The sequence below is a fragment of the Gemmatimonadetes bacterium SCN 70-22 genome (assembly GCA_001724275.1).
Classification (GTDB): Bacteria; Gemmatimonadota; Gemmatimonadetes; order Gemmatimonadales; family Gemmatimonadaceae; genus SCN-70-22.
Genome location: MEDZ01000016.1, coordinates 31,252 through 53,695, shown reverse-complemented (window position 1 = coordinate 53,695; position 22,444 = coordinate 31,252). Strand labels below are relative to the sequence as shown.

Here is a 22,444-nt window from a genome sequence, read left to right as displayed (position 1 = left end):
CGGGGTACGCCCGCGCTCGCCGCGCTCCCCGCCATCCATCCGTCCCGAACGTCATGCAGATCCGCCTGGCCTCACTCGCACTCGTCGCCATGGGGGCGTGCGCCTCGCCCCGTACCGCTCCCGTCGCCACGGCGCCTGCCCCTGCCGCGAGCGCACCAGCGAGCGCACCGGCGACCGCGCCCTCGCCCGCCGCGGCCTCCGTGCCGACACCGCCCCCGGCGCCCGCGCTCACCGAGGCGCCCGCCGACTGGCAGCTCCTCGACGCCTCGGCCGACCGAGTGCCCGGGATCAGTGCGCGACGCGCGGAGCAGGAGCTCCTGGCGGGGCGCAAGCCCGCGCGCACCGTGGTGGTCGCCGTCATCGACGGCGGCGTCGACACGGCGCATGTCGACCTGCGCGCCAACCTCTGGCACAACCCGCGTGAGGTGGCAGGCAACCGCAAGGACGACGACGGCAACGGCTACGTCGACGATACGTACGGCTGGAACTTCCTGGGCGGGGCCAACGGGGAGAACGTCAACTGGGACACGCTCGAGCTCACGCGTGAGCAGGTGCGCTGCACGCAGCAGCCGCCGATGCCGGCCGATCCCGAGGGGCGCGCACGCTGCGAGGCGATCGCCAAGGAGTTCGCCGCCAAGCGCACCGAGTACCAGCAGCTGTCGCAGCAGGTGCAAATGATGGACGGGATGTACGCCCGCGTGACGCGCATCCTCGGGCACGAGATCCCCCCCGATTCGCTCAACGCGGCCCGTGTGACCGCGCTCCAGCCCGCGGCCGACAGTGTGCGGGCGGCGCGCGACCTGTATCTCCGCATGGCGGCGAGCGGGATCACGGGCGAAGCCATCTCCGACGCCAAGACGGACCTCGAGGGGCGCCTCGACTACGGGCTCAACACCGACTTCAACCCGCGGACCATCGTGGGCGACGACCCGAGGAACGTGGCCGAGCGCCACTACGGCAACCGTGACGTCACCGGGCCGGACGCCAAGCACGGGACGCACGTCGCCGGGATCATCGGCGCCGTGCGGGGGAACGACGCGGGGAGCATCGACGGGATCGCCAGCGCCGTGAAGCTGATGGTCGTGCGCGCCGTGCCTAACGGCGACGAGCACGACAAGGACGTGGCCAACGCCATCCGCTATGCCGTGGACAACGGGGCCCAGGTCATCAACATGAGCTTCGGGAAGGACTTCTCCCCCGACAAGGGGGCGGTGGACGAGGCGGTGAAGTACGCCGACTCGCGCGGCGTCCTCCTCGTGCACGCCGCCGGCAATGACAGCAAGGACCTGGCGACGGAGGCCAGCTACCCGACGCCGGAATACGCCGGCGGCGGGCGTGCCGCCAACTGGATCGAGGTCGGGGCAGCGGCCTGGCAAGGGGGCGAGAAGCTCGCGGCCGGCTTCACCAACTACGGAAAGGCGCAGGTGGACGTCTTCGCTCCCGGGGTCGACATCCTCTCGACCATCCCCGGCGGCCGCTACGCGCGCGAGAGCGGGACCAGCATGGCGGCACCGGTGGTCTCCGGCCTGGCCGCCCTCCTCATGAGCTACTTCCCCAAGCTCACGGCAGCCGACGTCAAGCGGATCATCCTCGAGTCGGCGACCGACTACTCCGGCACCATGGTCGTGCGGCCCGGGTCGCAGTCGGGAGAGAAGGTGCGCTTCGGCGACCTCTCGCGCACCGGCGGCGTGGTCAACGCCTACACGGCGGTGAAGGCGGCGATGGCGGCCAGCGGGATGGTGCAGTAAGGCGACGTCGCGCAGGTGAGGCGCGCGGGAGGGGGCACCCCTCTTCCCGCGCGTCGTCGTTCGTGGATCAGCGTGCGCCCTGCATCTCCTGCACGAGGGTACGCCGGGCATCGGCGATCAGCGTGCGCGTCCGCTCGCGCAGCGACGGCACGTCGTCCATCGTCATCCCCGCCGTCTCGATCGGCGTCAGCACCTTGACCCGGGCGCGCGCGGACTGGAAACGAAACGTCCCCTTCGCCATGCAGTCGCGCGTCCCGGCCACGACGATCGGGAGGATCGGCGCCTGGGTCTCGATCGCCAGGCGGAAGGCGCCATCCTTGAACGGGAGGAGCTCGCCATCGCGCGAACGCGTCCCCTCGGGAAAGATCATCACGCTCACGCGCTTGGCCAGGCGATCGCGTGCCAGCTGCATCGCCTGCACCACGCTGGAACGCTCGCCACGCCGCACCTCGATGTCGCCGGCCATGCGCATCATCCAGCCGAAGCAGGGAATCCTGAACATCGTCTCCTTCGACATCCACTTCATCTCCCACGGCAGGTGGGAGATCAGGAAGATGTCGGCGTACGATTCGTGGTTGGAGACGGCGACGTACGGCCGGCGCGGATCGCGGATCACCTCCCCCGCGACCTCGAACTTCCAGAGCGGGTTGAGCTTGACCGAGAGCACGCCGAGCACGCGCAGGAAGCGCCCGGCGGCATAGCGCCCCTTGTCGAACGGGGCGGTGGCGATGAAGACGAGGAAGGCGACCGGGGTGCCGATGATCACGAGCGCGACCGTCTCGACCCACGCCCACGCATTGAGGAGCTGTGCCATGCGGGAAACCTAACCGCCCCGGCGCATGCCCGGACCCACGTCGTCCCCCGGCGACAGCAACGGCCCGCGCGGCCGGCCCCTACTGCACCACCGCCTTTCGCCGAAGCGCCTCGATCTCGTCGATCTCCCGGGGCACGAGCGAAATGCGCACCAGCTTCCCGTTCTCCAGCACGTAGTCGTCCTCGATGCGCACGCCGGTGTTGCGGTACTTCACCGCCGCCGCCTTCGCGTGGGCGATCATCGCCCGGTTGCGCGGCGTGTCCGGGAGGTCCTTGAAGACGTTGTCGCGCACGTAGATCCCCGGCTCGATCGTGAAGGCGTCGCCGTCCTGGAACCGGAACGGCGGGACGTTGCTGAACTGCCCCGGGTCGTGCACGTCGAGCCCGATGCCGTGAATGAAGCCGTGGTAGACGTACAGGTACCACTGCGGGCAGGTCCCGTCGGCATTCGCCCACGTCCCCGGGCAGAGCCCCGGGGGCGGATCGAACGACGCGGTCGGCGACTCGATGAGGTCGAGCCTCGCCAGCCCCGCCTTGAGGACGACGTACGCCGAGTCGGTGGGGACGTTGCGCGCCACCCCCGGCTTGATCTGCCGCTCGGCGGCCTTCTGCGCGTCGAGGACGATCTGGTACACGGTACGTGCTTCCGGCGTGTAGCTCCCGTCCACCGGGAGGGTGCGCGTCACGTCGGCCGAGTAGCCGTCGTAGTAGGCGGCGACGTCCATGAGGACCACCTCGCCCGCCTTGGCCTCGCGGAACGACGCCGGCCAGTGGAGGACGGTGGAGTTGCCGCCAGCCCCAACGATCGACGTGTATCCGGGGCCGTCGGCGCCCAGCTTGCGATACGTCGCCTCCATCACCGCCTGGATCTCGCTCTCCTTCATCCCCGGGCGGATGGTGCGCATCACCTCTTCGTGCGCCCGGGCCGAGATCTCGGCGGCCTTCTTGATGATCGCGAGCTCGGCGCCGCTCTTCCTCGCCCGCAGCTGCTCGACCGCGCGCGTGAGGTCGGCGACCTTGACCCCACGATTCCGCAGCGCGAGCTCGGCGACGAAGTTGCGCCCGAACGAGAGCGTGTCGCGCCCCTCGAACTCCGCCGACTGCGCGTCGGAGATGGCGTACACGGGAAGCCCGGTCCTGGCCAGCGAGTCGGCCACGTGTTGCAGCTCGTCGGTGTAGCGCGCCTGGAGCCCCAGGTCGTTCGCGACCTCGGCGGGGGTCTTGCGATCGCCCAGGTAGAGCGCCGTGCGCGCATTGGGCTTCTCGACGAAGAGCGTGGACGTCACCGTGCCGCCGCGCTTGACCATGACGAACGCGGCGTTGGACTCGAGAAAGCCGGTGAGATAGCGAAAGTGCGGCGCCTGGTAGAACGGCGGCCAGTGATTGACCGGCTCGCGCCGCCCGAAGGCGAGGACCACGCCGCTGTCGATGCGGGCCGCGAGCGCGGCGCGGCGTGCGGCGTACTCGGCCACCGGTATCTGCGCGTGCGCCGCGCGCGGGAGTGCCGCCAACGCGGTGGCCGCGAGGGCGACCGCGGCCACGGTCAACGCGTTGCGCACACCGGCGTCGGTGCGCGCACCCATCGCCCAGCTGCAAGCATCCATCATGCAAGGCTCCATCGTCATGGTGTCGTGCGTGGTCGGCGCCGGCGGCTCACGCCAGCCCCAGGTGCTTCAGTACTTCCGGCGGCGGTCCGTCGAACGTCGGCAGCGCCACGTTCCCCACGTAACCGATGTCCTTCATCCCCTCGTCGGTGGTGTAGAACCCCTCGGCCGTGAGGCTGCGCACCCGGTCGAAGAACCTCGCCGCCTGCCGGTACCCCGGCTTCGCCTTCTCGGCATAGCAGATGTCGTCGCAGATGGCGGTGCGCTGGGCGTCGGTGGCCTCGTGGAACGCCTTCCCGAAGCGCTTCGCGCTCTCGACATCGAGCCAGAGCAGCCCTCCGCGCACCTGCACCAGCGCCTTCTGGTACCACTCCGACGGCGCGCTGACGTACTCGTTGATGTACGACGGCACCCCCACCGCCGACGCCGAGGGCGACTTCTCGTCGGCGGGGATGATCATGTCGCACAGCGCCGTCAGCGTCGTCAGCTCCGCCGCCGTGAGCTTCATCTCCCACGTGACCTTCGGGTTGAGCAGGTCCGGATCGCTCGGCGTCCCCCGAGGGCCAACTGTCGGCGCCCCACCCGAACGCGCCGCTCCACCTCCGCCGGCGCCCGACGCCCCCTTCTCCCCCGGCGCGCACGCCGCGACACCTCCAACCACTGGCAGCGCCACCGCCGTCGTCGCCAGCACCTTGAGCGCCGCCCGCCGCCCCATCCCCCCCCGCCGCGACTCCCCCCCGTGCCCCCCGTGAACCTCCGTCCCCTCCGTGTCGAGAACTTCCGGCACCGTCTCCCGCCTCGTGTCGCTCATCCGATGCTCCGCGTCTTCAGTTGCTCGACGATGTGATCGCACGTCCGCCACGCCAACGCGAGAATCGAAAGCGTCGGGTTCTTGTCCGCGTTGGACACGAAGGGCGCCCCGTCCGTGACGAAGAGGTTCTGCACGTCCCACGACTGGCACCACTCGTTCAGCACCGAGTCGCGCGCCCTCGTCCCCATGCGGCACGTCCCGACCTCGTGGATGATCTGTCCCCCCTTCGCGATCACCTTCGCCCCATCCGTCTCCACCTTCCCGTTCACCTTCCCCCCCATCCCCTCGATGATCCCGGCGAAGGTCTTCACCATGTGCGCCGCCTGGCGCGTCTCGTGTTCGCTGAACTTCCAGTGGAAGCGCAGCACCGGGATCCCCCACTGGTCCACCACGTCCGGGTCCAGCTCGCAGTAGCAGTCCTCGTTGGGGATCATCTCGCCACGGCCGTCGAACCACATCCACGAACCATAGTAGCGGCGTGCCGCCTCCTTGAACCGCTTGCCGTAGGCCCCCTCGGTAAGGTTCCCCAAACCGCCGAATGCGCCCGACTCCGGCATGCTGCGTCCGCCGCCGAACTCGATGTGGTAGCCGCGCGCGAAACCCAGCTTCCCGCGCTTCTGCTCCTTGTACAGCCACCACGGCATGTACATGTGCATCCCGTTCGCGCCGTCCTGGTTGTGCGGCGGCAGGTTCTCCAGCGCCGGGATCTGGCCGCCGATTCCCGCGCCCACGGTGTCCATCAGGTACTTCCCCACCAACCCGCTCGAGTTGGCGAGCCCGTTGGGGAACTGGCTCGAGCGCGAGTTGAGGAGGATGCGCGCCGTCTCGGCGGCGCTGGCGGCGAGCACCACCACCCGCGCCTGCACCCGGTGATCGGTGCGCGTCCGCTTGTCGATGTACGAGACTCCCGTCGCCTTGCCTGATGCGTCCACCGTCACCTCGCGCACCATCGCGTCGGCGATGATGTCCACGTTCCCCGTGGCCAGCGCCGGCGGGAGGAGCACCGTCGTCGACTGGAAGTTGGCGCGCACCGAGCACCCGCGCCCGCACGGCGTCGCCCACAGGCAGGCCTGGCGCTGCCGCATCGACTCGGCCAGGACGCGCTGCGCCAGCGCGTTGTCAGGGTGGATCTTCTTCGGGAGCGTGTCGGCATCCTGGCGCTGCGTCATGATGGCCAGGTGCGCCGGGATCACCGGGATGCCTAACGGGTCGCAGGCCTTCCTGGCCAGCAGCTCGGTGGCGCGCGGCTTGGGCGGCGGCATCAGCACGCCGGGCGATGACCGCGGCGTGTTCTCCAGGTCGTCGTCGCCCCCGTAGACGCCGATCAGCATCTCCGTCTTGTCGTAGTACGGTGCCAGGTCGGCGTAGGAGATGGGCCAGTCGGCGCCGAGCCCGTCGCGCGTCCTCGGCTTGAAATCGTACTCCCCCATGCGGAGCGAGATGCGCCCCCAGTGGTTCGTGCGCCCGCCCAGCATGCGGGCGCGCCACCACATGAAGTCCGAGCCCGGCGCCGTCGTGTACGGCTCGCCCGGGACCTCCCACCCCCCGTCCACCGTGGCGTCGTAGAAACCGAAGGGCTTCTCCCTCGACCCCGCCCCGCGCAGCGGCGCCTGCCGCGGGAGGTTGAACATCGGCGTCTCGGCCTGCGGGTCGTAGCGGCGCCCGGCCTCCAGGACCAGGACCTTGAGCCCCGCCACGCCCAGCTGGTAGGCCGCCATCCCGCCCCCGGCCCCCGAACCGACGACGATGACGTCGTAGGCGGTCTGCGACTTCGGATTCTGCAGGAACACCCGGCGTACGCTCCGGTGAAGGTCGGGAGCCAATCTACGCGCGGGGGCGGGGTTGGCGAGGCGCGGTAGCCGCCACCCCCTTCCCCGGATAGTTTCGCCCGATGTCCCACACGCCGAAGCGCGACGCCACCCACGCCGCCGCCGAGCATCAGGCAGCCGTGCAGGAATTCCTCGCCACGGCACGCGCCGTCCCCGAGCGCGAGTGGGAGCGCCCCGTCGCCCGCGGGAAGTGGTCGCCGGCGCAGATCGCCGAGCACCTGCGCCTGACGTATGCAGTCGCGCAGAACGAGTTGGCCGGCGGGTCGGGGGTGAAGGTCCGGACGTCGTGGCTGCTACGCACCTTCCTGCGCTGGCGCATCCTCCCGCGCATCCTGAAGACGGGGAAGCTTCCCGAGGGGGCCAGGGCGACGCGCGAGATCCGCCCTGGCGATGGCCCCTTCGACCGCGAGCAGCTGTTGTCGGCGCTCGCCACGTCGGCCAGGAACGCCGAAGCGTCGATCGTTCGGCACTGGGACGACCGACCCATACACCTGACACACCACATCTTCGGCGGGCTCGATGCCGCGACGACGATGCGATTCGCGACCGTGCACACGCGGCACCATGCGCGCCAGATCGCCGAGCGCGCCTCGGGGTAGCAGGGATGGCAGGGGGCCATCCCGCCCTCCATCTTCGACGAGTACCCTCGGCACACGCGGCCGCCGCCGGCCGTCATTCCCCTCCCCCCGATCGATGTCGACGTCCCTCTCGCGCTCCCGCTCGTCCGCCGCACGCGCGTTCGTCCCGCCGGCGCTGGCGCTGGCCGTCCTGTCGCTGGCCTCCGTCGGCTGCTACAGCTACCGGCCGGTCACGCCGGCCCGCGTCGCCCCCGAGCAGGAGGTGCGGCTGCAGCTGACGGCGGTCGCCGTCGATCGCCTGCGCAACGGCGCCAACAACGAGCGGCGACTCCTGCAGGACTTCTCGGTCAGCGGGACGGTGACCAGCGTCAGCGCCGACAGCATCGTCGTCTCCGTCCCCACCGCGACCGTCCCCGACGCGGGGGCGCGCTCCATCACCTTCCGCCAGCCGCTCCCCCTGGCCCGCAGCGAGGTGCAGCAGGTGGAGCTGCGCACGCTGGACCGGAAGCGGACGACGATCACGTCGATCGTGGTCGGCGGGCTGGCGCTCGCCGCCGCGGTGATCGCGATCGAGCGAGGCGGCGAAGCCTCGGGGACCACGCCGCCCATCGGCGGGCCCAACGAGATCAGGATCCCGCTGCTGCTGCGGGTGAGATAGGGACGGAGAACGGCGCCTCGCGGCGCCGTCTCTCGTCTTCTCGTCTTCTCGTCTTCTCGTCTTCTCGTCTTCTACGAGACGACATTCGGCCTGTCGCGCTTGATCTCCTCCGTCGACGGTTTGAGCTCCGGGAGCCCCGCCGCCTTCAGGATCGCGTTCAGCCGCGGCAACCGGCTGTTCATCCCCTTGCTGATCGCCGCCACCTGCTCGTCGAGCGCCTTGCTCAGCGTGGTGAAGGCCTCCAGCGCCTGCTTGGTCGGACGATACTCCCCCTGCCCCACCACGCCGGCCAGCGCCGCGATCTGGTTGTTCAGCTTGATGGGGTAGTTGAGCGGGTCCTGCGAGCTCTGGTTCTTGACCTGGTACACCTCCTGCTCGCCGGCCGACATGTCACCCATCATCTCGTCCGACAGCTGCTTGAACTCCTGCGCCGCCGCCCCGGTCAGCTTCGGGGCGCGATCGCCCACCTGCCACCGCATGTTGCGCACCAGGCGCACCGCGTTGTTGGCCTCGGTGGTCTTGTCGCGGATGGCGATCAGCATCCTGAATTGCGCCTGGAGATCGGCATCCGTGGCGTCGGAGCGCGGATCCTTCAGCAGGCGGAAGGTGTGCGACTGCGCCTCGCCCCCCACGGTCATCCGCACGCGGTACGTCCCCGGCGGCGCCACCGGCCCCGTCGTCCCCGCGGCCCACATGATCAACCCGTCGAAGCGCACGGCGTCGGGATAGCGCATGTTCCAGGCGAAGCTGTTCATCCCCGCCTTGTTCGGCACCCGGGCCGGGCGCGGCGGGCGGGAGAAGAGCTCCTCCAGGTCGACCATCTGCATCATCGCCCGCGGATCGCTGAAGCGGGCGGTGGCGACCTTGGTGGCCGAGTCGCGCGTGAAGCCGGCCTTGTTCACCATCGAGTCGATGGCCGCCGCCTTCATCGCCTCCACGCGCAGCGAGTCGGCCGCCGTCTCCGGGTCCTGGTCGCTGGTGAAGGCGGCGATCGCCTTCCCGGCCGCATCGAGGAACTCGAACGTCACCTTCTGGTTGGGCTCCTTGAGGTAGTACTGCATCAGCGCCCCGCCCGGCGGGTTGGCGCCGACCCCGCCGCCGCCACCCATCATCTCCATGAGCTGGGCGAAGAAGCCGCCGCCGAAGTCGCTGCGATAGGTGTCGTTAGGCCTGAAGAAGTGCGCCGCCTTCGCCGGCACGTCCGCCGTCAGCTGCCGCAGCGCCGAGATGTTGTCCATCACCCAGAACGACCGCCCGTGCGTCGCGGCGATCACGTCGTTGTCCTTGATGCGGATGTCGTGCACCGGGACCAGCGGGAGGTTGCGCCGCAGCGAGGCCCAGTTGCGCCCGTCGTCGAACGAGACGTACACGCCGCGCTCCGTCCCCGCGAACAGGAGCCCGCGCCGCACCGGGTCCTCGCGCACCACGCGCAGGAAGTGATCGGGGGCGATCCCGTTCACGATCTTCTCCCACGTCTTGCCGTAGTCGGTGGTCTTGTAGATGAGCGGTGACTTGTCGCCCAGCTGGTAGCGGTTGGCGGCCACGTACGCCGTCCCCGCGTCGAAATGCCCGGGCTCGATGATGCTGATGCGGGTGAAGTCGCCGATGTCCCTGGGCGTCACGTTCTCCCAGCTCACGCCGTTGTTGCGCGAGATCCAGACCAGGCCGTCGTCGGTCCCCACCCACAGCACCCCCGGCCGCACCGGGGACTCGTCGAAGGCGAAGATGAGGGCATAGGTCTCCACCCCCGTCTGGTCCTTGGTGATCGGCCCCCCCGACGCCTCCATCGTCGACGGATCGCGCCGCGCCAGCTCCGGCGACACCGCGATCCAGCTCTCCCCTTCATCGGTGGAGCGGAAGAGGCGCGAGCCGGCGGCGTACAGCACGTTGGGATTGTGGCGCGAGAAGACGATCGGGAAGGTCCACTGGAAGCGGACCTTGATGTCCTTCGACGAGTACCCCATCGGGTTGATCGGGTACACCGTCACGTCGCGCGTGAAGCCGGTCTTGAGGTCCTTGCGCGTGAGGAGCCCGCCGTAGCTCCCGGCGAAGACGATCCCCGGCTTGGTGGGGTGCGGCGTGACGTACCCCGACTCGCCGCCGCCGGCGTCCTTCCAGTCGGAGATGTTCACCCGCCCCTCGCCCCGGCTCGGCCCGCACAGCGTGGAGTTGTCCTGCTGCGCGCCGCAGATCATGTACGGATAGTCGTTGCTCGTGTCGACGTGGTACATCTGCGCCGTCGGGAACTCCTGGTCGGTCCAGCTCTTCCCGCCGTCGGTGCTGACGGTGGCGCCGCCGTCGTTCCCCTCGATCATTCGCTTCGGATCGTTGGGGGCGATCCACAGGTCGTGGTTGTCGCCGTGCGGCACGTTGATGAACTCGCGGAACGTCTTCCCGCCGTCGTGCGAGCGATAGAAGCTCACGTTGAGCGCGTAGACGACGTTGGTGTCCTTGGGGTCGGCGGCCAGGTTGGAGTAGTACCAGGCGCGCTGCCGCAGCTTGCGGTCACGGTTGATGTAGCTCCATGAGCCCCCCGCGTCGTCGGAGCGGTACACCCCGCCCGAATCGTGCTCGATGACGGCCCACACGCGGCTCGGCTTGGCCGGCGACACCGCCAGCCCGATCTTCCCGATCACCCCCGTGGGGAGCCCCCGGGCCGTCTTCGTCAGCGACACCCAGGTGGTGCCGCCGTCGGTCGACTTCCAGATCCCGCTCCCCATCCCGCCTGACGAAAGCGACCATGACGTGCGGTACGCCTGCCACGTCGCCGCATAGATGACGTCGGGGTTCGACGGATCGAGCTGGATGTCGATCGCCCCCGTGGAATCGTTGACGAACAGCACCTTGGTGAAGCTCTTGCCGCCGTCGGTCGTCTTGTAGACGCCGCGCGTGCTCCCGGCCTTGAACGGATTCCCGAAGACCGCCAGCCACGCCACGTCCTTGTGCGCGGGGTGGATGCGGATCGCGGCGATGTGCTCCTCGCGGAAGCCGAGCATCGTCCAGCTCTTTCCGCCATCGGTCGTTTTCCAGAGCCCGTCGCCGCCGGCGGTGTTGCCGCGGATGTCGGTCTCGCCCCCCCCGACCCAGACGATGTCGGCGTCCTGCGGGTCGACGGCGATGGCGCCGATCGTCCCGCCGAAGTACTTGTCGCTGGCGGCGCTCCAGTTCTGCCCCCCGTCGACCGTCTTGAAGACGCCGCCCCCGGTGGTCCCCATCCAGTACTCGTTAGGGCGCTGCACCGACCCGGCCACCGCCACCGACCGTCCGCCGCGCGCCGGCCCCATCTCGCGCCAGCGGAGCGCGCCGAAGACCGTGGAGTCGAAGGTGAGGGGCGCGGTGGGGGCTGGCTGCGTCGCGGTGACACGCGCCCCTGCGGGGCGAGTGGCGGGGCGCACCTGGGCGCCAAGTGCCGCGAGCGGCGTCACCAGGGCGGCGACGACCACGGCCGGAAACCACGCCTGACGGCGCGGGCGAGGGCGGGGGGACATCAGCGTTCTCCGGATGGTTCGGGAAGGTGAGGCGAACGCGCCAAGATCCGGAGGCGCGGGACGAGGCGCAAGCGGGAGGGTCCCGCCACCGCCGCCTGGTACGGGCAAAATCCCCCGGAAAGAGCCCCACTATCGCCAGCGACAGGGCCGTTCCGTACTTTGCCGGCCATGACACCACGGCAATGGGACGTCGCGGCAATCGCCGGTCGGCTTGCAGCGATGATGGGGCGTTGGGAGGGAGGGGCGGCGACCGAGCAGGCGGCGCTGCAGGGGTTCATCCTCGACCTGTGCCAGGCGCTCGGCGTCACCGCGCCCACGCCCCCCACCGACGACTACCGCTTCGAGTACCCGGTCCACGTCATCGACCGCGACGGCAACCTCGCGAACAACAGGATCGACTGCTATCGCGCCGGCCACTTTGCCCTCGAAGGGAAGGCGACGGGCCACGCCAGTGCCGACGACAACCGGATGCGGCGCGCCTTCGGCCAGGTGCGCACCTACGTCGCGCACGTTTCTGGTAACCCGCCGCCGTATCTGATGGTGCTCGACCTCCCGCGACACCTCATGGTGTGGGATCGCTGGAGTGGACGATACGGTGACTTCGCGGCCGGCAAGCGCATCAACCTCGCCACACTGCACACCCGCCCCGAAGACATCGCCCTCTTGTGCGACATCTTCGAGCAGCCGGAGGTGCGCGATCCGCGCGGACGCGCGCAGGCCGTGACCAGGGAGATTGCGGGGAAGCTGGCCGAGCTCGCGGCCACGCTGGAGGATCGCCTCGGCGACCAGGAACGCGTCGCGCGCTTCCTGATGCGCTGCGTCTTCTCCTGCTTCGCCGAAGACGTGGGCCTCCTTCCCACCGGGATTTTCCAGCGGACGCTCGAGGTCGGGCTCAACGCCGGGGGGGCCGGCCATGTGTCGCGCGCCCTGGCTCTTCTCTGGAAGACGATGGACGAAGGGGGGATGTATGGCGCCGAGCAGCTGTCGCGCTTCAATGGGCATTTCTTCCAGTTCGTCGAGGCGCTCCCGCTGGAGCCGAGGGAGGTCAGTCTCCTCATCGAGGCGGCACGCTTCGACTGGTCGCGCGTGGAGCCGAGCATCTTCGGGACGCTGCTGGTGCGTGCGCTCGACCCTGCCGAGCGCCATCGACTCGGGGCAGAGTACACGCCGCGCGAGTACATCGAGCGCCTGATCGAGCCGACCGTGCTCGAGCCGCTCCGCGAGCGGTGGACTGCCGTGCAGGCGGCGGTGCTGCAGCTGGAGGCGTCGGGGAGGAAGCGGGACCGCGAGAAAGCCCGACTCGAGCTGCGCGCGTACCACGAGTGGCTGCGCTCACTGCACTTCCTCGATCCGGCGTGCGGGAGCGGGAACTTCCTGTACGTGACGCTGGCGGCCGTGAAGCGCATCGAGTTGGAGGTGCTCAACGAAATTCAGCGCCTCTCCGAAGGCCAAGGCGGGCTTGTACTCGACGAGGTGCATCCCCGTCAGTTCCACGGGATCGAGATCAAGCCGTGGGCGCGGGAGATTGCCGAGTTGACGTTGTGGATCGGCTATCACCAGTTCTGGCGCGACACGCACGGTGGCCGCACGCCGCCGACGCCGATCCTGGAGGATACGGGGACGCTGGAGTGTCGCGACGCAGTACTGGCGTGGGACGAGATCGTGCACCGGCCGGAGAAGGACCGTCCCGACCCGACGCCGCGTGTCAGGCATCCGGTGACGGGGGAGCTGGTGCCGGATCCGGAGGCCAAGCTCCCGTACTACGAGTATGTGGGGGCGAGACCGGCGGAGTGGCCGAAGGCGGATTTCATTGTGGGGAATCCGCCGTATATCGGGAACAAACGGATGCGGGGGGCGCTGGGGGATGGGTATGTGGAGGCACTTCGTTCGACGTACGCGGATGTTCCTGAAGGTGCAGATCTGGTGATGTACTGGTGGCACAAGTGCGCTCAGCTAGTCTCGATAGGAGTCGTCGAACGCACTGGTCTCATCACGACCAACAGCATCACGCAGGCGTCGAATCGGTCTGTCGTTCGAAAGGCCGCCGCGTCCGGAGCGATCGTTCGATGGGCCGTCGCAGATCATCCGTGGGTGGACGATGTGGAAGGGGCCGCGGTTCGCGTCGCGATTACGGTGCTCGGGAAGGTGAGCGATGACGGAGTTACGCTCGTAGAGGTTGACGATGCAGCGGCCGTCGTCCGAACCCTTCGGGTGGATCGCTTGAATGACGACCTGACAGCACATGCGAATGTCGCGTCCGCCGCATCGACTCCCCTACTGGCGAACGCCGGTATAGCGAGCCAAGGGTTCAGCCCACAGGCTCGTGGGTTCCTTCTCACTCCTGCCGAGGCCTATCGGTTGCTCAGTGAGCCGGGGTACGAGCTGGTCGTTCGCCCATTCCTGACAGCCCGTGATGTGACGCAATTGACCAGAGGAGCTTTTTCGATCGACTTCGCACTGATGTCTCTCGAAGAAGCTCGAGCTTTTCCGATGGCGTACCAGATTGCCCACGATCGGGTTCTTCCAGAGCGACGGAACAATAAACGAAAGGCATATCGCGACCTTTGGTGGCGCTACGGAGAACCTCGGAAGACGCTACGAAGCGCACTGCATGGTCTTCGCCGCTTCATCGTGGTACCGTACACGTCGAAGCACCGGCTCGCGACCTTGATCGACGCCCGAGTGGCGCCCGATGACACGTTGGTCGCAGTGGGCGCTGACGACGATTTTCTTTTGGGCGTTCTCTCCTCGAGTATCCACCTCGAATGGTCGTTTTCGGCCGGCTCTCAACTCGAGGACCGACCGCGATACAACAAGTCACTCTGCTTCGACCCCTTCCCCTTCCCCGATCCACCTCACGACCTCCGCACCCGCATCGCCGCCCTCGCCGAGCGCCTCGACACCCATCGCAAGGACGCCCTCGCCCGCGATGAGCGCGTCACCATGACCGGGATGTACAACGTCGTCGAGAAGCTGCGCTCGGGCGAAGCGCTCACCCCGAAGGAGCGCACCATCCACGAGCTCGCCGCCTGCGGCGTCCTCCGCGACCTGCACGACGAGCTCGACGCCCTCGTCGCCCAAGCCTACGGCTGGCCGTGGCCCATGCCGCGCGAGGAGATCCTCGAACGCCTCGTCGCCCTCCACGACGAACGCGTGGAGGAGGAAAGACGCGGCATCATCCGGTGGCTGCGCCCCGAGTACCAGATCCCGCGATTCGCCCCGGACGCGGCGTCGGCCGGCTTAGCGACCACCGCCGAGTTGGCGGTCGGCGCTCGGAGTGGCGCGAACGAGCTCGAAGCCGGTGGCCTCCGCACTGCCGCTGCCGAGCCCACCCGGCCATGGCCCGCGAGCGCGGTGGAGCAACTCGCGGCGGTGAGCGCCCTCGTGTCGCAGCGCGCCCTTACCGTCGATGAGGCCGTTGGCGCGTTTCTCGGGGGAGTACGCCCCAACGTGGAGCGCCACCTCGAGACCCTGGAGCTGATGGGCGAGGTCGGGCGAGACGCGGAGGGCCGGTACGGAGCCTTGGCCCGGGCGTCGTGAGGATGGACGCGGACGGCTGAATTGGCCGGGCGTCCTTACTCGGTAAGGACGCGCACTTTCCTGATTCCGCGTCATTTCTTATACCAGAAACTTGGCAAAACTGGCAATATTTCCTGAAATTACTTATTTTCTTGTTCAAGAAACAGCACGATTTCAGGAAACTCGATCGCGGCACTTCAATGTCATCCCCAGCGGTACGGCCAGAATCACGAGTGCCCAATGAGCGCGAAGTCCTTGAAGGACTTGGTGTTCGGTGGCCGATCCCGCCATTCGTCGTCCGATTGGAGCCCGTCCCTACCGTGCGCACCGTCCGGGAGGGGGGCGGTGGCGGGCAGTCACAGATCGACGCCATAGTCACGCTCAGCTGGAGTGGATCGGGGGAGCGCTTCGCGGTCGAGTACAAGGCCCCCGGGACGCCTCGGCAGGTGGAGGCGGCGATCATGCAGTTGCGACGCTATCTCGGCGCGTCGGCAGACCTACGCCCGCTGGTTGTCGCACCCTACCTCAAGCCGGAGCTGCTGGAGCGACTGGCGGAGGAGGGGATCAGCGCCGTCGATCTCTCGGGCAACATGGCGATCACGGTTCCGGGGCGGTGGCTCGTGATCCGCAGCGGGGCACCCAACCGATTTCCCGCGAGCGCGACGATCAAGAACATCTATCGCGGCAAGAGTGCCCTGGTGTGCCGAGCGTTGATGCTCAAGGGGGAGTACCCGTCAGCCACCGCGATGGCCAACGAGCTGGGCGACGCGGCCGGCGTGACCCTCCCGACCGTCTCCAAGGTGCTCACCTCGTTGGAGGAGGAGCTGCTTGTCGTCCGCGAGGGCGGAACCATTCGGGTCATCCAACCCTCGCGTCTGCTCGACAACCTCGTGGCCAACTATCGGTCGCCGGTCGAGCAACGCGTCCTGCGCGGCAAGGTGTCGAGCCCGGACGCGTTGCGAACTCGCTTGCAGGAATGGGCCTCGCGTTCGGCCCCCGCGTACGCGATCGACGCACCGGAGCGCTACACGATCTATCCATCGGCCATTCAGGCTCAGCGCATCTATACCACGTCCCTCAATGCGTTGATGGACGGCGTGCCGGTGGACGAATCGGCGCGATTCCCGGACGTGGAGATTGTCGAGACGGACGATCTCTCGGTGTACCTCGGTCGTGTACTAGCGAATGGCACCTACTGGGCGTCGCCGCTGCAGGTGTACCTGGAACTGGCGAAGGGGGGCAAGCGCGCCGAGCAAGCGGCGGCACCGATTCGCGATGACTTGCTCGCCTTCAAGTTCGCATGACCTCCGACCCGCTCCTCGACGATTTGCGGGCGTTGGCGCGCGCACTGGCCGCCGACGGCATTACGCTGACCGTCGGCGGAGGCTTCGGACTCCTGCTGCGCACACGCATGATGGCAGGGCGAGGAGCCGAACCCGTGGAGACGGTGCGCCTTCAATCGCGCAGCACCGGCGACATCGACTGCTTTCTCTCCACCGATGTCATCACGGACGGCGACAAGACGAAGGCCGTTCGCACCGCCATCGACGCACTGGGCTACTCGCCACGACCCAACGCGAAGTACTTCCAGTTCATGCGGACCGTCGAGATCCACGGCCAGCCGCGCGAAATCGGCATCGACCTCCTGTCGGGTCCCATTCCGGAATCGCTGCGCCCTCGCGTGAACGTCCGCACGCCGCGCGTCTCTCCGAGAAAGGGATCGGGGCTGCACGCGTATCTCACCGAGGAGGCGTTTGCGCTCACGCACGCGACGCACCGCATCAACATCGGGGACTCGGACGGCGACGTCGATGTCCTGATCCCGCACGCTTTCGCGTTCCTGCTCCTGAAGCTCTTCGCCCTGCGTGATCGACTGCAGAAGGCCAACGACACGAAGCAGAAGTACCACGCGTTCGATCTCTATGTGATCTGGGCGGGCATGTCGCCGGCCGAGCACGCGGAGGTGCACGCACTGGCCCGCCAGCACGGCGAGCATCCCGTGGTACGCGAGGCGGCGCGGATCGTCTCCACTCACTTTGCGGACGTGAACGCGATGGGCGCGATTTCACTCGTCGAGCAGGCGAGAGCCCACGGTGATCATCCCACGCTCGACGCAATCCAGCGCTTCATGAGCGACCTGCGCGACTTCTTTCCTGTCGCGGAGTAGCGCGCGACGCGTTACTCCGCCGGGCGTTCCCCTTCCTGCCTCATCACGTCACCCGGGTCAGCCGCCGCGAACTCCCCCGACCTCTCCGGCGACAGGATCACCGGCCGCTTCGCCGCCGTATGCGTCCCCGAAATCAGCGTCCCGCTCGCCGACAGCCGCGGCGCCCGGAACTCCCCCGTCGCCCGCGGCGGCAACCCCGCCGCGCTCTCGCTCACCTGGAACTCGAGGACGAACTGCGCCCCGCCCTCGGGCGCGTCGTGCAGCGCGATCGTCGCCCCGTGCTGCTCCACCAGCCCCCGCACCACCGCCAGCCCGATCCCGCTCCCCAGCGTCGTCCCGGCATCCTTCCCCAGGCGCACGAACGGCTCCCACATCCGCTTGCGGTCGGCGGCCGGGATCCCCGGCCCCTGGTCGCTCACCGTGATGCGTGCCACGCTCCCGATCCGCTCCAGCTCGAGGCTCACCGTCTGCCCCGCCGGGCCGTACTTGAGGGCGTTGTCGAGGAGGTTCACGATGATCTGCCGCATCGCCCGCGGGTCCACCATGGAAAAGATGCGCGACGGCGCGTCGGCCAGGATGCGCATCCCCCGCTGCTCGGCGATCTGCACGTACCCCTCCACCACCTCCTCGATCAGCTCCCCCAGGTCGGTGCGCTCCGTCTCCAGCTTGGCGCGGTCGGCGTCGATGTGCGAGAAGAGGAGGATGTTCTCCACCAGGTCGCCCAGGCGCCGCGCCTCGCGCGAGATGATGTTGAGCCACCGCTGCCGCTCCTCGGCGTCGCGCTCGCGTCCCAGCTGCAACGTCTCGGTGAACATCCGGATCTGCGCCAGCGGGGTGCGCAGCTCGTGCGACACCGAGGCCACGAAGTCGCGCCGCGCCCGCACCAGCGACCGCTCGCGCCACAGGTGCACCACCACCACGAGGGCGAGCAGGATGGTGAGGGTGGGGAGGAGGGTCTCGATCGGGATCTCGAAGCCGAGGCGCTTGTTCCCGTCCCGGTCGTAGGTGAAGGCGATCACGTTGCGCTGGTTGGCGCGAAACCGATTGCGCACCGTCTCGACCAGCCGCGGGTGCAACGTCGCCACCACCCGGATCCCCCCGGGGACGGTCCGGAACACGAACGTTCCCGAGACGTTGGAGGCGAACGCCCGCTTCGACCGGTACAGCTCCTGCCCCTGCGGGGTGAAGACCGAGATCGCGATGAGCGAGTCGGTGGAGTACCGGTCGTCGTAGCGCCAGCTGGGGTCGATGAGCGACGGGGGGAGGAGCGGCTGCCGCGCCAGGAGCGCGTCGCCGCTCACCTTCCAGTGCCGGACGCGCGAGAAGGTGTAGCCGAACCAGGTGAGGACCTTGCCGGCGGTGTCGCGATGGAGCGCGACCACGACCGTCATCGGCTCTCCGTTCACGAGGCGGTGGCGCTGCGTCGTCTCGTTCCGGTCGAGGAACGAGGGGTCGATGTCGGCGAGCACGCTGTCCACCTGCGCCCGCACCTCGGGGCGGAGCGTCGCCCCCAGCGCCTCGAAGCGGGCGCCGCGCTGGTTGCCCAGGCGGAAGTAGCCGGCCAGCGAGTCGCCGTCCATGTCGTAGTCGTCGCCGGCCAGGACGTCGCGCACCGTGGTCGCGTAGTCCGCGAGCGTCACCGTGGTGGGCGGGCGCGGCGGCGCCGCCATCACCGCCGCCGAGGCACGCGTGCGCTCGGAGCTGCTGGCGGCGAAGACACGCTCCCCGAAGAGGCGCGCGGCGAACGTCGCGTACTCGGTGAGCGCCTCGTCGGTGGCGCGGCGATGGCTCTCGCGGCTGCGCGCCATCTGCCGCCCCGCGAGGAGGGAGGCCCCCATCATCGCGACCAGCAGGACGGTGAACAGGAGCGAGGGGACGCTGGGGATGATCGCCCGCGTCCACCAGCGTTGCACCCGCTCGCGCGCCCTCACGCCGTCACGCCTGGCCGCGCAGGATCGCCCCGACCCGTGCCCGCGTCGACGCCCCGAGCTTGAGGAGGACCGCCTCGGTGTGGTTGCGCGCGGTGTACGTGCTCAACCCCAGCGTCTCGGCGATCTCGGCGTTCGACAGCCCCTGCGCCAGGAGGCGCGCGACCTCGACCTGCCGGTCGGTGAGCCCAAAGCGCTGCTGCAGCGCGTCGTCGCCTAACGCGCCACCGTTCGCCGAGGCGTCGTCGGCGCCGGCGCGGCGCAGGTGGGCGCCGATGCGGGCCATCAGCTCCACGACCCCGAACGGCTTGGTGACGTAGTCGTCGGCCCCCAGGCGGAACCCCTTCACCTTGTCGGCCTCGAGCCCCCGCGCGCTCAGGATCAGCACCGGCGCGTTGCACCCGCGGGAGCGCAACTGCTCCAGCACGTAATAGCCGTCGCGGTCGGGAAGGCCGAGGTCGAGCACCAGGAGGTCGGGGGCCTCGCGCATGCACGTCTCGATGGCGTCGGCCGCCGTCCCGGCCACGACCGCCTTGTGCCCTTCGACCTCGAGGTTGCGCTTGAGACCGCTGGCGAGGTCGACGTTGTCTTCGACGATGAGGATTCGCTTCATGGCAGGCCTAAAGTCGGTCAGGGCGAAGGTTTACGAAAGGTGCGCCGGGGGCCGGGGACTATCGTGGGTCATCCGACCCAACCCGCGGAAGTCCCACTGGCACTCGCGGACCGCGCGCCGACGGCCTCGCCCCCCTCCCACTCGCGCAGGGTGGGTGAATGCACCCACGCGTCATCCCCTGGCGAGCGCTTCATTACGGTCACTGCGGAGCGGCTCCCCGCATTCGCCCTCCGCGCCTGGCGGCGGATTCCATGACCCACGTGACCCTACGCCCCGTGTCGGGCGACATCCGAGATGTGGCCGGCGAGCTCGATGCAGCCGACGAGCGCGCCCTCTCCATCGTGCGCGGGCTCACCGACGCGCAGGGGTGCTGGCGCCCCCGCGAGCGGCTCCCGTCGGTGGGCGAATGCATGGCGCGTCACCTCGGGTGGCTGGCACGCACCGTCCCCATCCTCGACGACGGGGTACGCGCGGTCCGCAGCGGATGGCGCGCCCGGCTGGGGAAGTCGCGGAGCGCGTGGTGGTGGCAGTCGGTCCCGCGCCTCCTGGAGCTCGTCCCCGTCCTCCCCATCGGGGAGGGCGAAGTGCGCGAGATCTGCGGTAGGCGCCCGGTGCGGGCGATCATGGCCGACATCCTGAGGTACCACGCCGAGGTCCGTCGCCTGGCGCGCGCGGGGGAGCGCAAGGACCTGGGGACCGCCCAGGTACGCCTCCCGTCGCTCTGCGCACTGCAGTGCCCGCTCGACGTGGCGCTGGCGATGGTCCCGGCGATGGCGCGCCGGCACCTGCGGCGGGCGGAACGGGTGCGGCTGGCGGCGGGCTTCCCGCGGCAGTAGGGAGGCGACGCATCGCGCCCTCGGACACGGAGGCAGGGCCGGCAGGCGGGCCCCGGGGTCACCCCGGCCACCGTGGCCGGACGCCCGTACGATCCATGCATGCAGCTGCCGGCGCGTGGGTCGAATGACTTGGGTCGATCGACCCATGTCGCCGGCAGCCGTGCCCCGTACTCTCATGGCGCGCGCCAGCCGCAACGCGGCGCGCTTCACCCATCACTCCGCACCTCGCCCGCAATGTTCAATCGCAACGAGCCCATCCTCCGTCGCATCGCCCGTGCCGCGATGGTCCTCGCCATCCTCCCCGCCACTGCCTGCTACCACCAGGTCGTGGAGACCGGCAAGGCCGCGTCGCCGACGGTGATCGACAAGCCGTGGCAGATGGGCTTCGTCTACGGCCTCGTCCCGCCCCCGGCCCTCAACACCGCCTCGCAGTGCCCGGGCGGGGTCGCCAAGGTGGAGACCCAGCACTCGTTCCTCAACGGCCTCGTTGCCTCGCTCACCTTCGGCCTCATCACGCCGATGCAGGTGACGATCACCTGCGCCGCCACCGGGAGCGCCGCCACCGGGAGCGCCGCCACCGGGAGCGCCTCGACCGGCGCCGCCAAGGTGAACGCCGGCAGCACGCAGGACGAGCAGGCCGCCGCCGTCAACCAGGCCGCCAGGCTCTCCAGCGAGTCCGGGCAGCCGGTCCTCGTGCAGTTCTAGTCCGACTGGGGTGGGGAGAGGAGGTGGGAGGGCAGCCGACTCCCATCTCCTCCTTCTCCAGCGGCACTGTCGCCTCGACACTCCGCCCCGGCCATCACCGTGATTCGCACGTCCTTACCCTCGGGGATACCCATCATGCGCAAGGACATCGTGGCGCTGTTGGCGCTGGCGGCGGTTTCGCAGAGCGCGATGGCGCAGAACGAGGCGGCGCTCCGCACCGCGTTCGAAGGGAAGTCGGTCACCGTCAAGGTCGACATGCCGGCCACCAGCAAGGGGATCGACGTCTTCCCGCAGGACGGCACCCCCGTCGACTGGCGCGAGGTCGCCAGCCGCATGAAGGAATTCGGCACCGCCCTCAAGCCCGGCCAGCAGGCCATGATCACCAAGGTCGTGGTCAAGAAGGACTCGCACATCGAGTTCCAGCTGGGCGGTGGCGGGTGGGGAACCTTCGGCGACTACCTGAACTCCAGCTCCTCCGTCTCCCCCACGACGGAGAGCGAGAGCAAGGAAGAGCGCGACCTCGAGGCGCGCATCAAGCAGGCGCAAGGACCTACCGAACGAAAGCGCCTCGAGAAGGAGCTGGCCAACGTGCGGAGCGAGCGTGAGCGCGAGAACGCCCGCGCCGAGGCCGAGGCGGCGCAGGCCAACGAGGCCCGCGAGGCCAACCTGCGCGTCAAGCGCGCCGAAAGCGGGAGCCGCTTCAACATCCGCTTCCGGAACGGAATCCCGCCCTACGCGCTCACCCCCGAAGGGGTGGCCGAGGCGCTGGCGCAGTACCTCGAGATCGCGGGGGTGCCGGCGGCCGCCGCCAACTCCGCAACGCCCGGCGCCGGGGGCCTGAACGCCCTCGAGAAGGGACTCTCGATCGCCGAGGTCGAGGCGCTCCTCGGCCCCGCCACCACCGCCAACGAGGTGCAAGAGGGGTCGATGACGGTGACGAAGCGGACGTACAGGATCGACGGCAAGAAGGTCACCGCCTCGTTCGTGGGCGGGGTCCTGATCGACTACAGCATCACCCCGCAGTAGCTGCCCTCGGCGCCTGGGGAGGCGGCACGTACGAGCCGCCCCCCGGCGCCGACAGCCAGACGAGCGAAGAAACCATTAGTTTGAAGGGTGCCGGGTGGCCTCTCCATGGGAGGTCCACCCG

General features: G+C 69.1%; 16 protein-coding genes. 9 read left to right on the top strand and 7 right to left on the bottom strand.

The window, feature by feature from the left end:
• Positions 1-53 precede the first annotated feature (53 nt).
• Positions 54-1,748: a hypothetical protein gene (locus ABS52_09970; GenBank protein ID ODT03321.1), complete on the top strand. Its 1,695-nt coding sequence runs from the start codon at positions 54-56 to the stop codon at positions 1,746-1,748.
• Positions 1,749-1,815: 67 nt separating this feature from the next.
• Here the strand turns inward: ABS52_09970 and ABS52_09965 are convergent, their stop codons facing one another.
• The 4 genes from ABS52_09965 to ABS52_09950 form a co-directional block, all read right to left on the bottom strand.
• A complete protein-coding gene (locus ABS52_09965; GenBank protein ID ODT03320.1) occupies positions 1,816-2,562 on the bottom strand; it encodes an acyl-phosphate glycerol 3-phosphate acyltransferase in 747 nt (248 codons plus the stop codon).
• A gap of 79 nt (positions 2,563-2,641) precedes the next feature.
• A complete protein-coding gene (locus ABS52_09960) occupies positions 2,642-4,144 on the bottom strand; it encodes a hypothetical protein (GenBank protein ID ODT03319.1) in 1,503 nt (500 codons plus the stop codon).
• Between the two features lie 70 nt (positions 4,145-4,214).
• Positions 4,215-4,976: a hypothetical protein gene (locus tag ABS52_09955; protein ODT03318.1), complete on the bottom strand. Its 762-nt coding sequence runs from the start codon at positions 4,974-4,976 to the stop codon at positions 4,215-4,217.
• Positions 4,973-6,760: a GMC family oxidoreductase gene (locus ABS52_09950; GenBank protein ID ODT03334.1), complete on the bottom strand. Its 1,788-nt coding sequence runs from the start codon at positions 6,758-6,760 to the stop codon at positions 4,973-4,975. The genes ABS52_09955 and ABS52_09950 overlap by 4 nt, the downstream gene beginning before the upstream one ends.
• Positions 6,761-6,867: 107 nt before the next feature.
• Here ABS52_09950 and ABS52_09945 point away from each other — a divergent pair, with 107 nt between their 5' ends.
• Positions 6,868-7,404 (top strand): hypothetical protein, encoded by a 537-nt coding sequence (locus ABS52_09945; GenBank protein ID ODT03317.1) that lies wholly within the window; start codon positions 6,868-6,870, stop codon positions 7,402-7,404.
• Between the two features lie 94 nt (positions 7,405-7,498).
• A complete protein-coding gene (locus ABS52_09940; GenBank protein ODT03316.1) occupies positions 7,499-8,041 on the top strand; it encodes a hypothetical protein in 543 nt (180 codons plus the stop codon).
• Between the two features lie 71 nt (positions 8,042-8,112).
• Here ABS52_09940 and ABS52_09935 read toward each other — a convergent pair whose 3' ends face one another.
• Entirely contained in the window at positions 8,113-11,436 is a 3,324-nt protein-coding gene (locus ABS52_09935) for a glycosyl hydrolase (GenBank protein ODT03333.1), read from the bottom strand.
• Positions 11,437-11,748: 312 nt separating this feature from the next.
• Between ABS52_09935 and ABS52_09930 the strand changes: the two genes are divergently transcribed.
• From ABS52_09930 to ABS52_09920, 3 genes are all read left to right on the top strand, one after another.
• Entirely contained in the window at positions 11,749-15,069 is a 3,321-nt protein-coding gene (locus ABS52_09930) for a hypothetical protein (protein ODT03315.1), read from the top strand.
• Positions 15,070-15,368: 299 nt separating this feature from the next.
• Positions 15,369-16,352: a hypothetical protein gene (locus tag ABS52_09925; GenBank protein ID ODT03314.1), complete on the top strand. Its 984-nt coding sequence runs from the start codon at positions 15,369-15,371 to the stop codon at positions 16,350-16,352.
• Entirely contained in the window at positions 16,349-17,215 is an 867-nt protein-coding gene (locus ABS52_09920; protein ID ODT03313.1) for a hypothetical protein, read from the top strand. Before ABS52_09925 ends, ABS52_09920 begins: the two co-directional genes overlap by 4 nt.
• Before the next feature lie 11 nt (positions 17,216-17,226).
• Here the strand turns inward: ABS52_09920 and ABS52_09915 are convergent, their stop codons facing one another.
• Together ABS52_09915 and ABS52_09910 are read right to left on the bottom strand one after the other, a co-directional pair.
• The gene (locus ABS52_09915; GenBank protein ID ODT03312.1) at positions 17,227-19,146 is read right to left on the bottom strand and encodes a hypothetical protein; all 1,920 of its coding nucleotides are present in this window, start codon (positions 19,144-19,146) and stop codon (positions 17,227-17,229) included.
• 4 nt (positions 19,147-19,150) lie between these two features.
• Positions 19,151-19,756: a hypothetical protein gene (locus ABS52_09910; GenBank protein ODT03311.1), complete on the bottom strand. Its 606-nt coding sequence runs from the start codon at positions 19,754-19,756 to the stop codon at positions 19,151-19,153.
• A 251-nt stretch (positions 19,757-20,007) separates the two neighbouring features.
• Between ABS52_09910 and ABS52_09905 the strand changes: the two genes are divergently transcribed.
• The 3 genes from ABS52_09905 (at position 20,008) to ABS52_09895 (ending at position 22,323) form a co-directional block, all read left to right on the top strand.
• On the top strand, positions 20,008-20,592 hold the full coding sequence (locus ABS52_09905) for a hypothetical protein (GenBank protein ID ODT03310.1): 585 nt from the start codon (positions 20,008-20,010) through the stop codon (positions 20,590-20,592).
• Positions 20,593-20,826: 234 nt separating this feature from the next.
• Positions 20,827-21,297, top strand: a complete 471-nt coding sequence (locus ABS52_09900; protein ID ODT03309.1) for a hypothetical protein — start codon at positions 20,827-20,829, stop codon at positions 21,295-21,297.
• Between the two features lie 135 nt (positions 21,298-21,432).
• Positions 21,433-22,323, top strand: coding sequence for a hypothetical protein (locus tag ABS52_09895; GenBank protein ID ODT03308.1), 891 nt, complete (start codon positions 21,433-21,435; stop codon positions 22,321-22,323).
• Positions 22,324-22,444 lie beyond the last annotated feature (121 nt).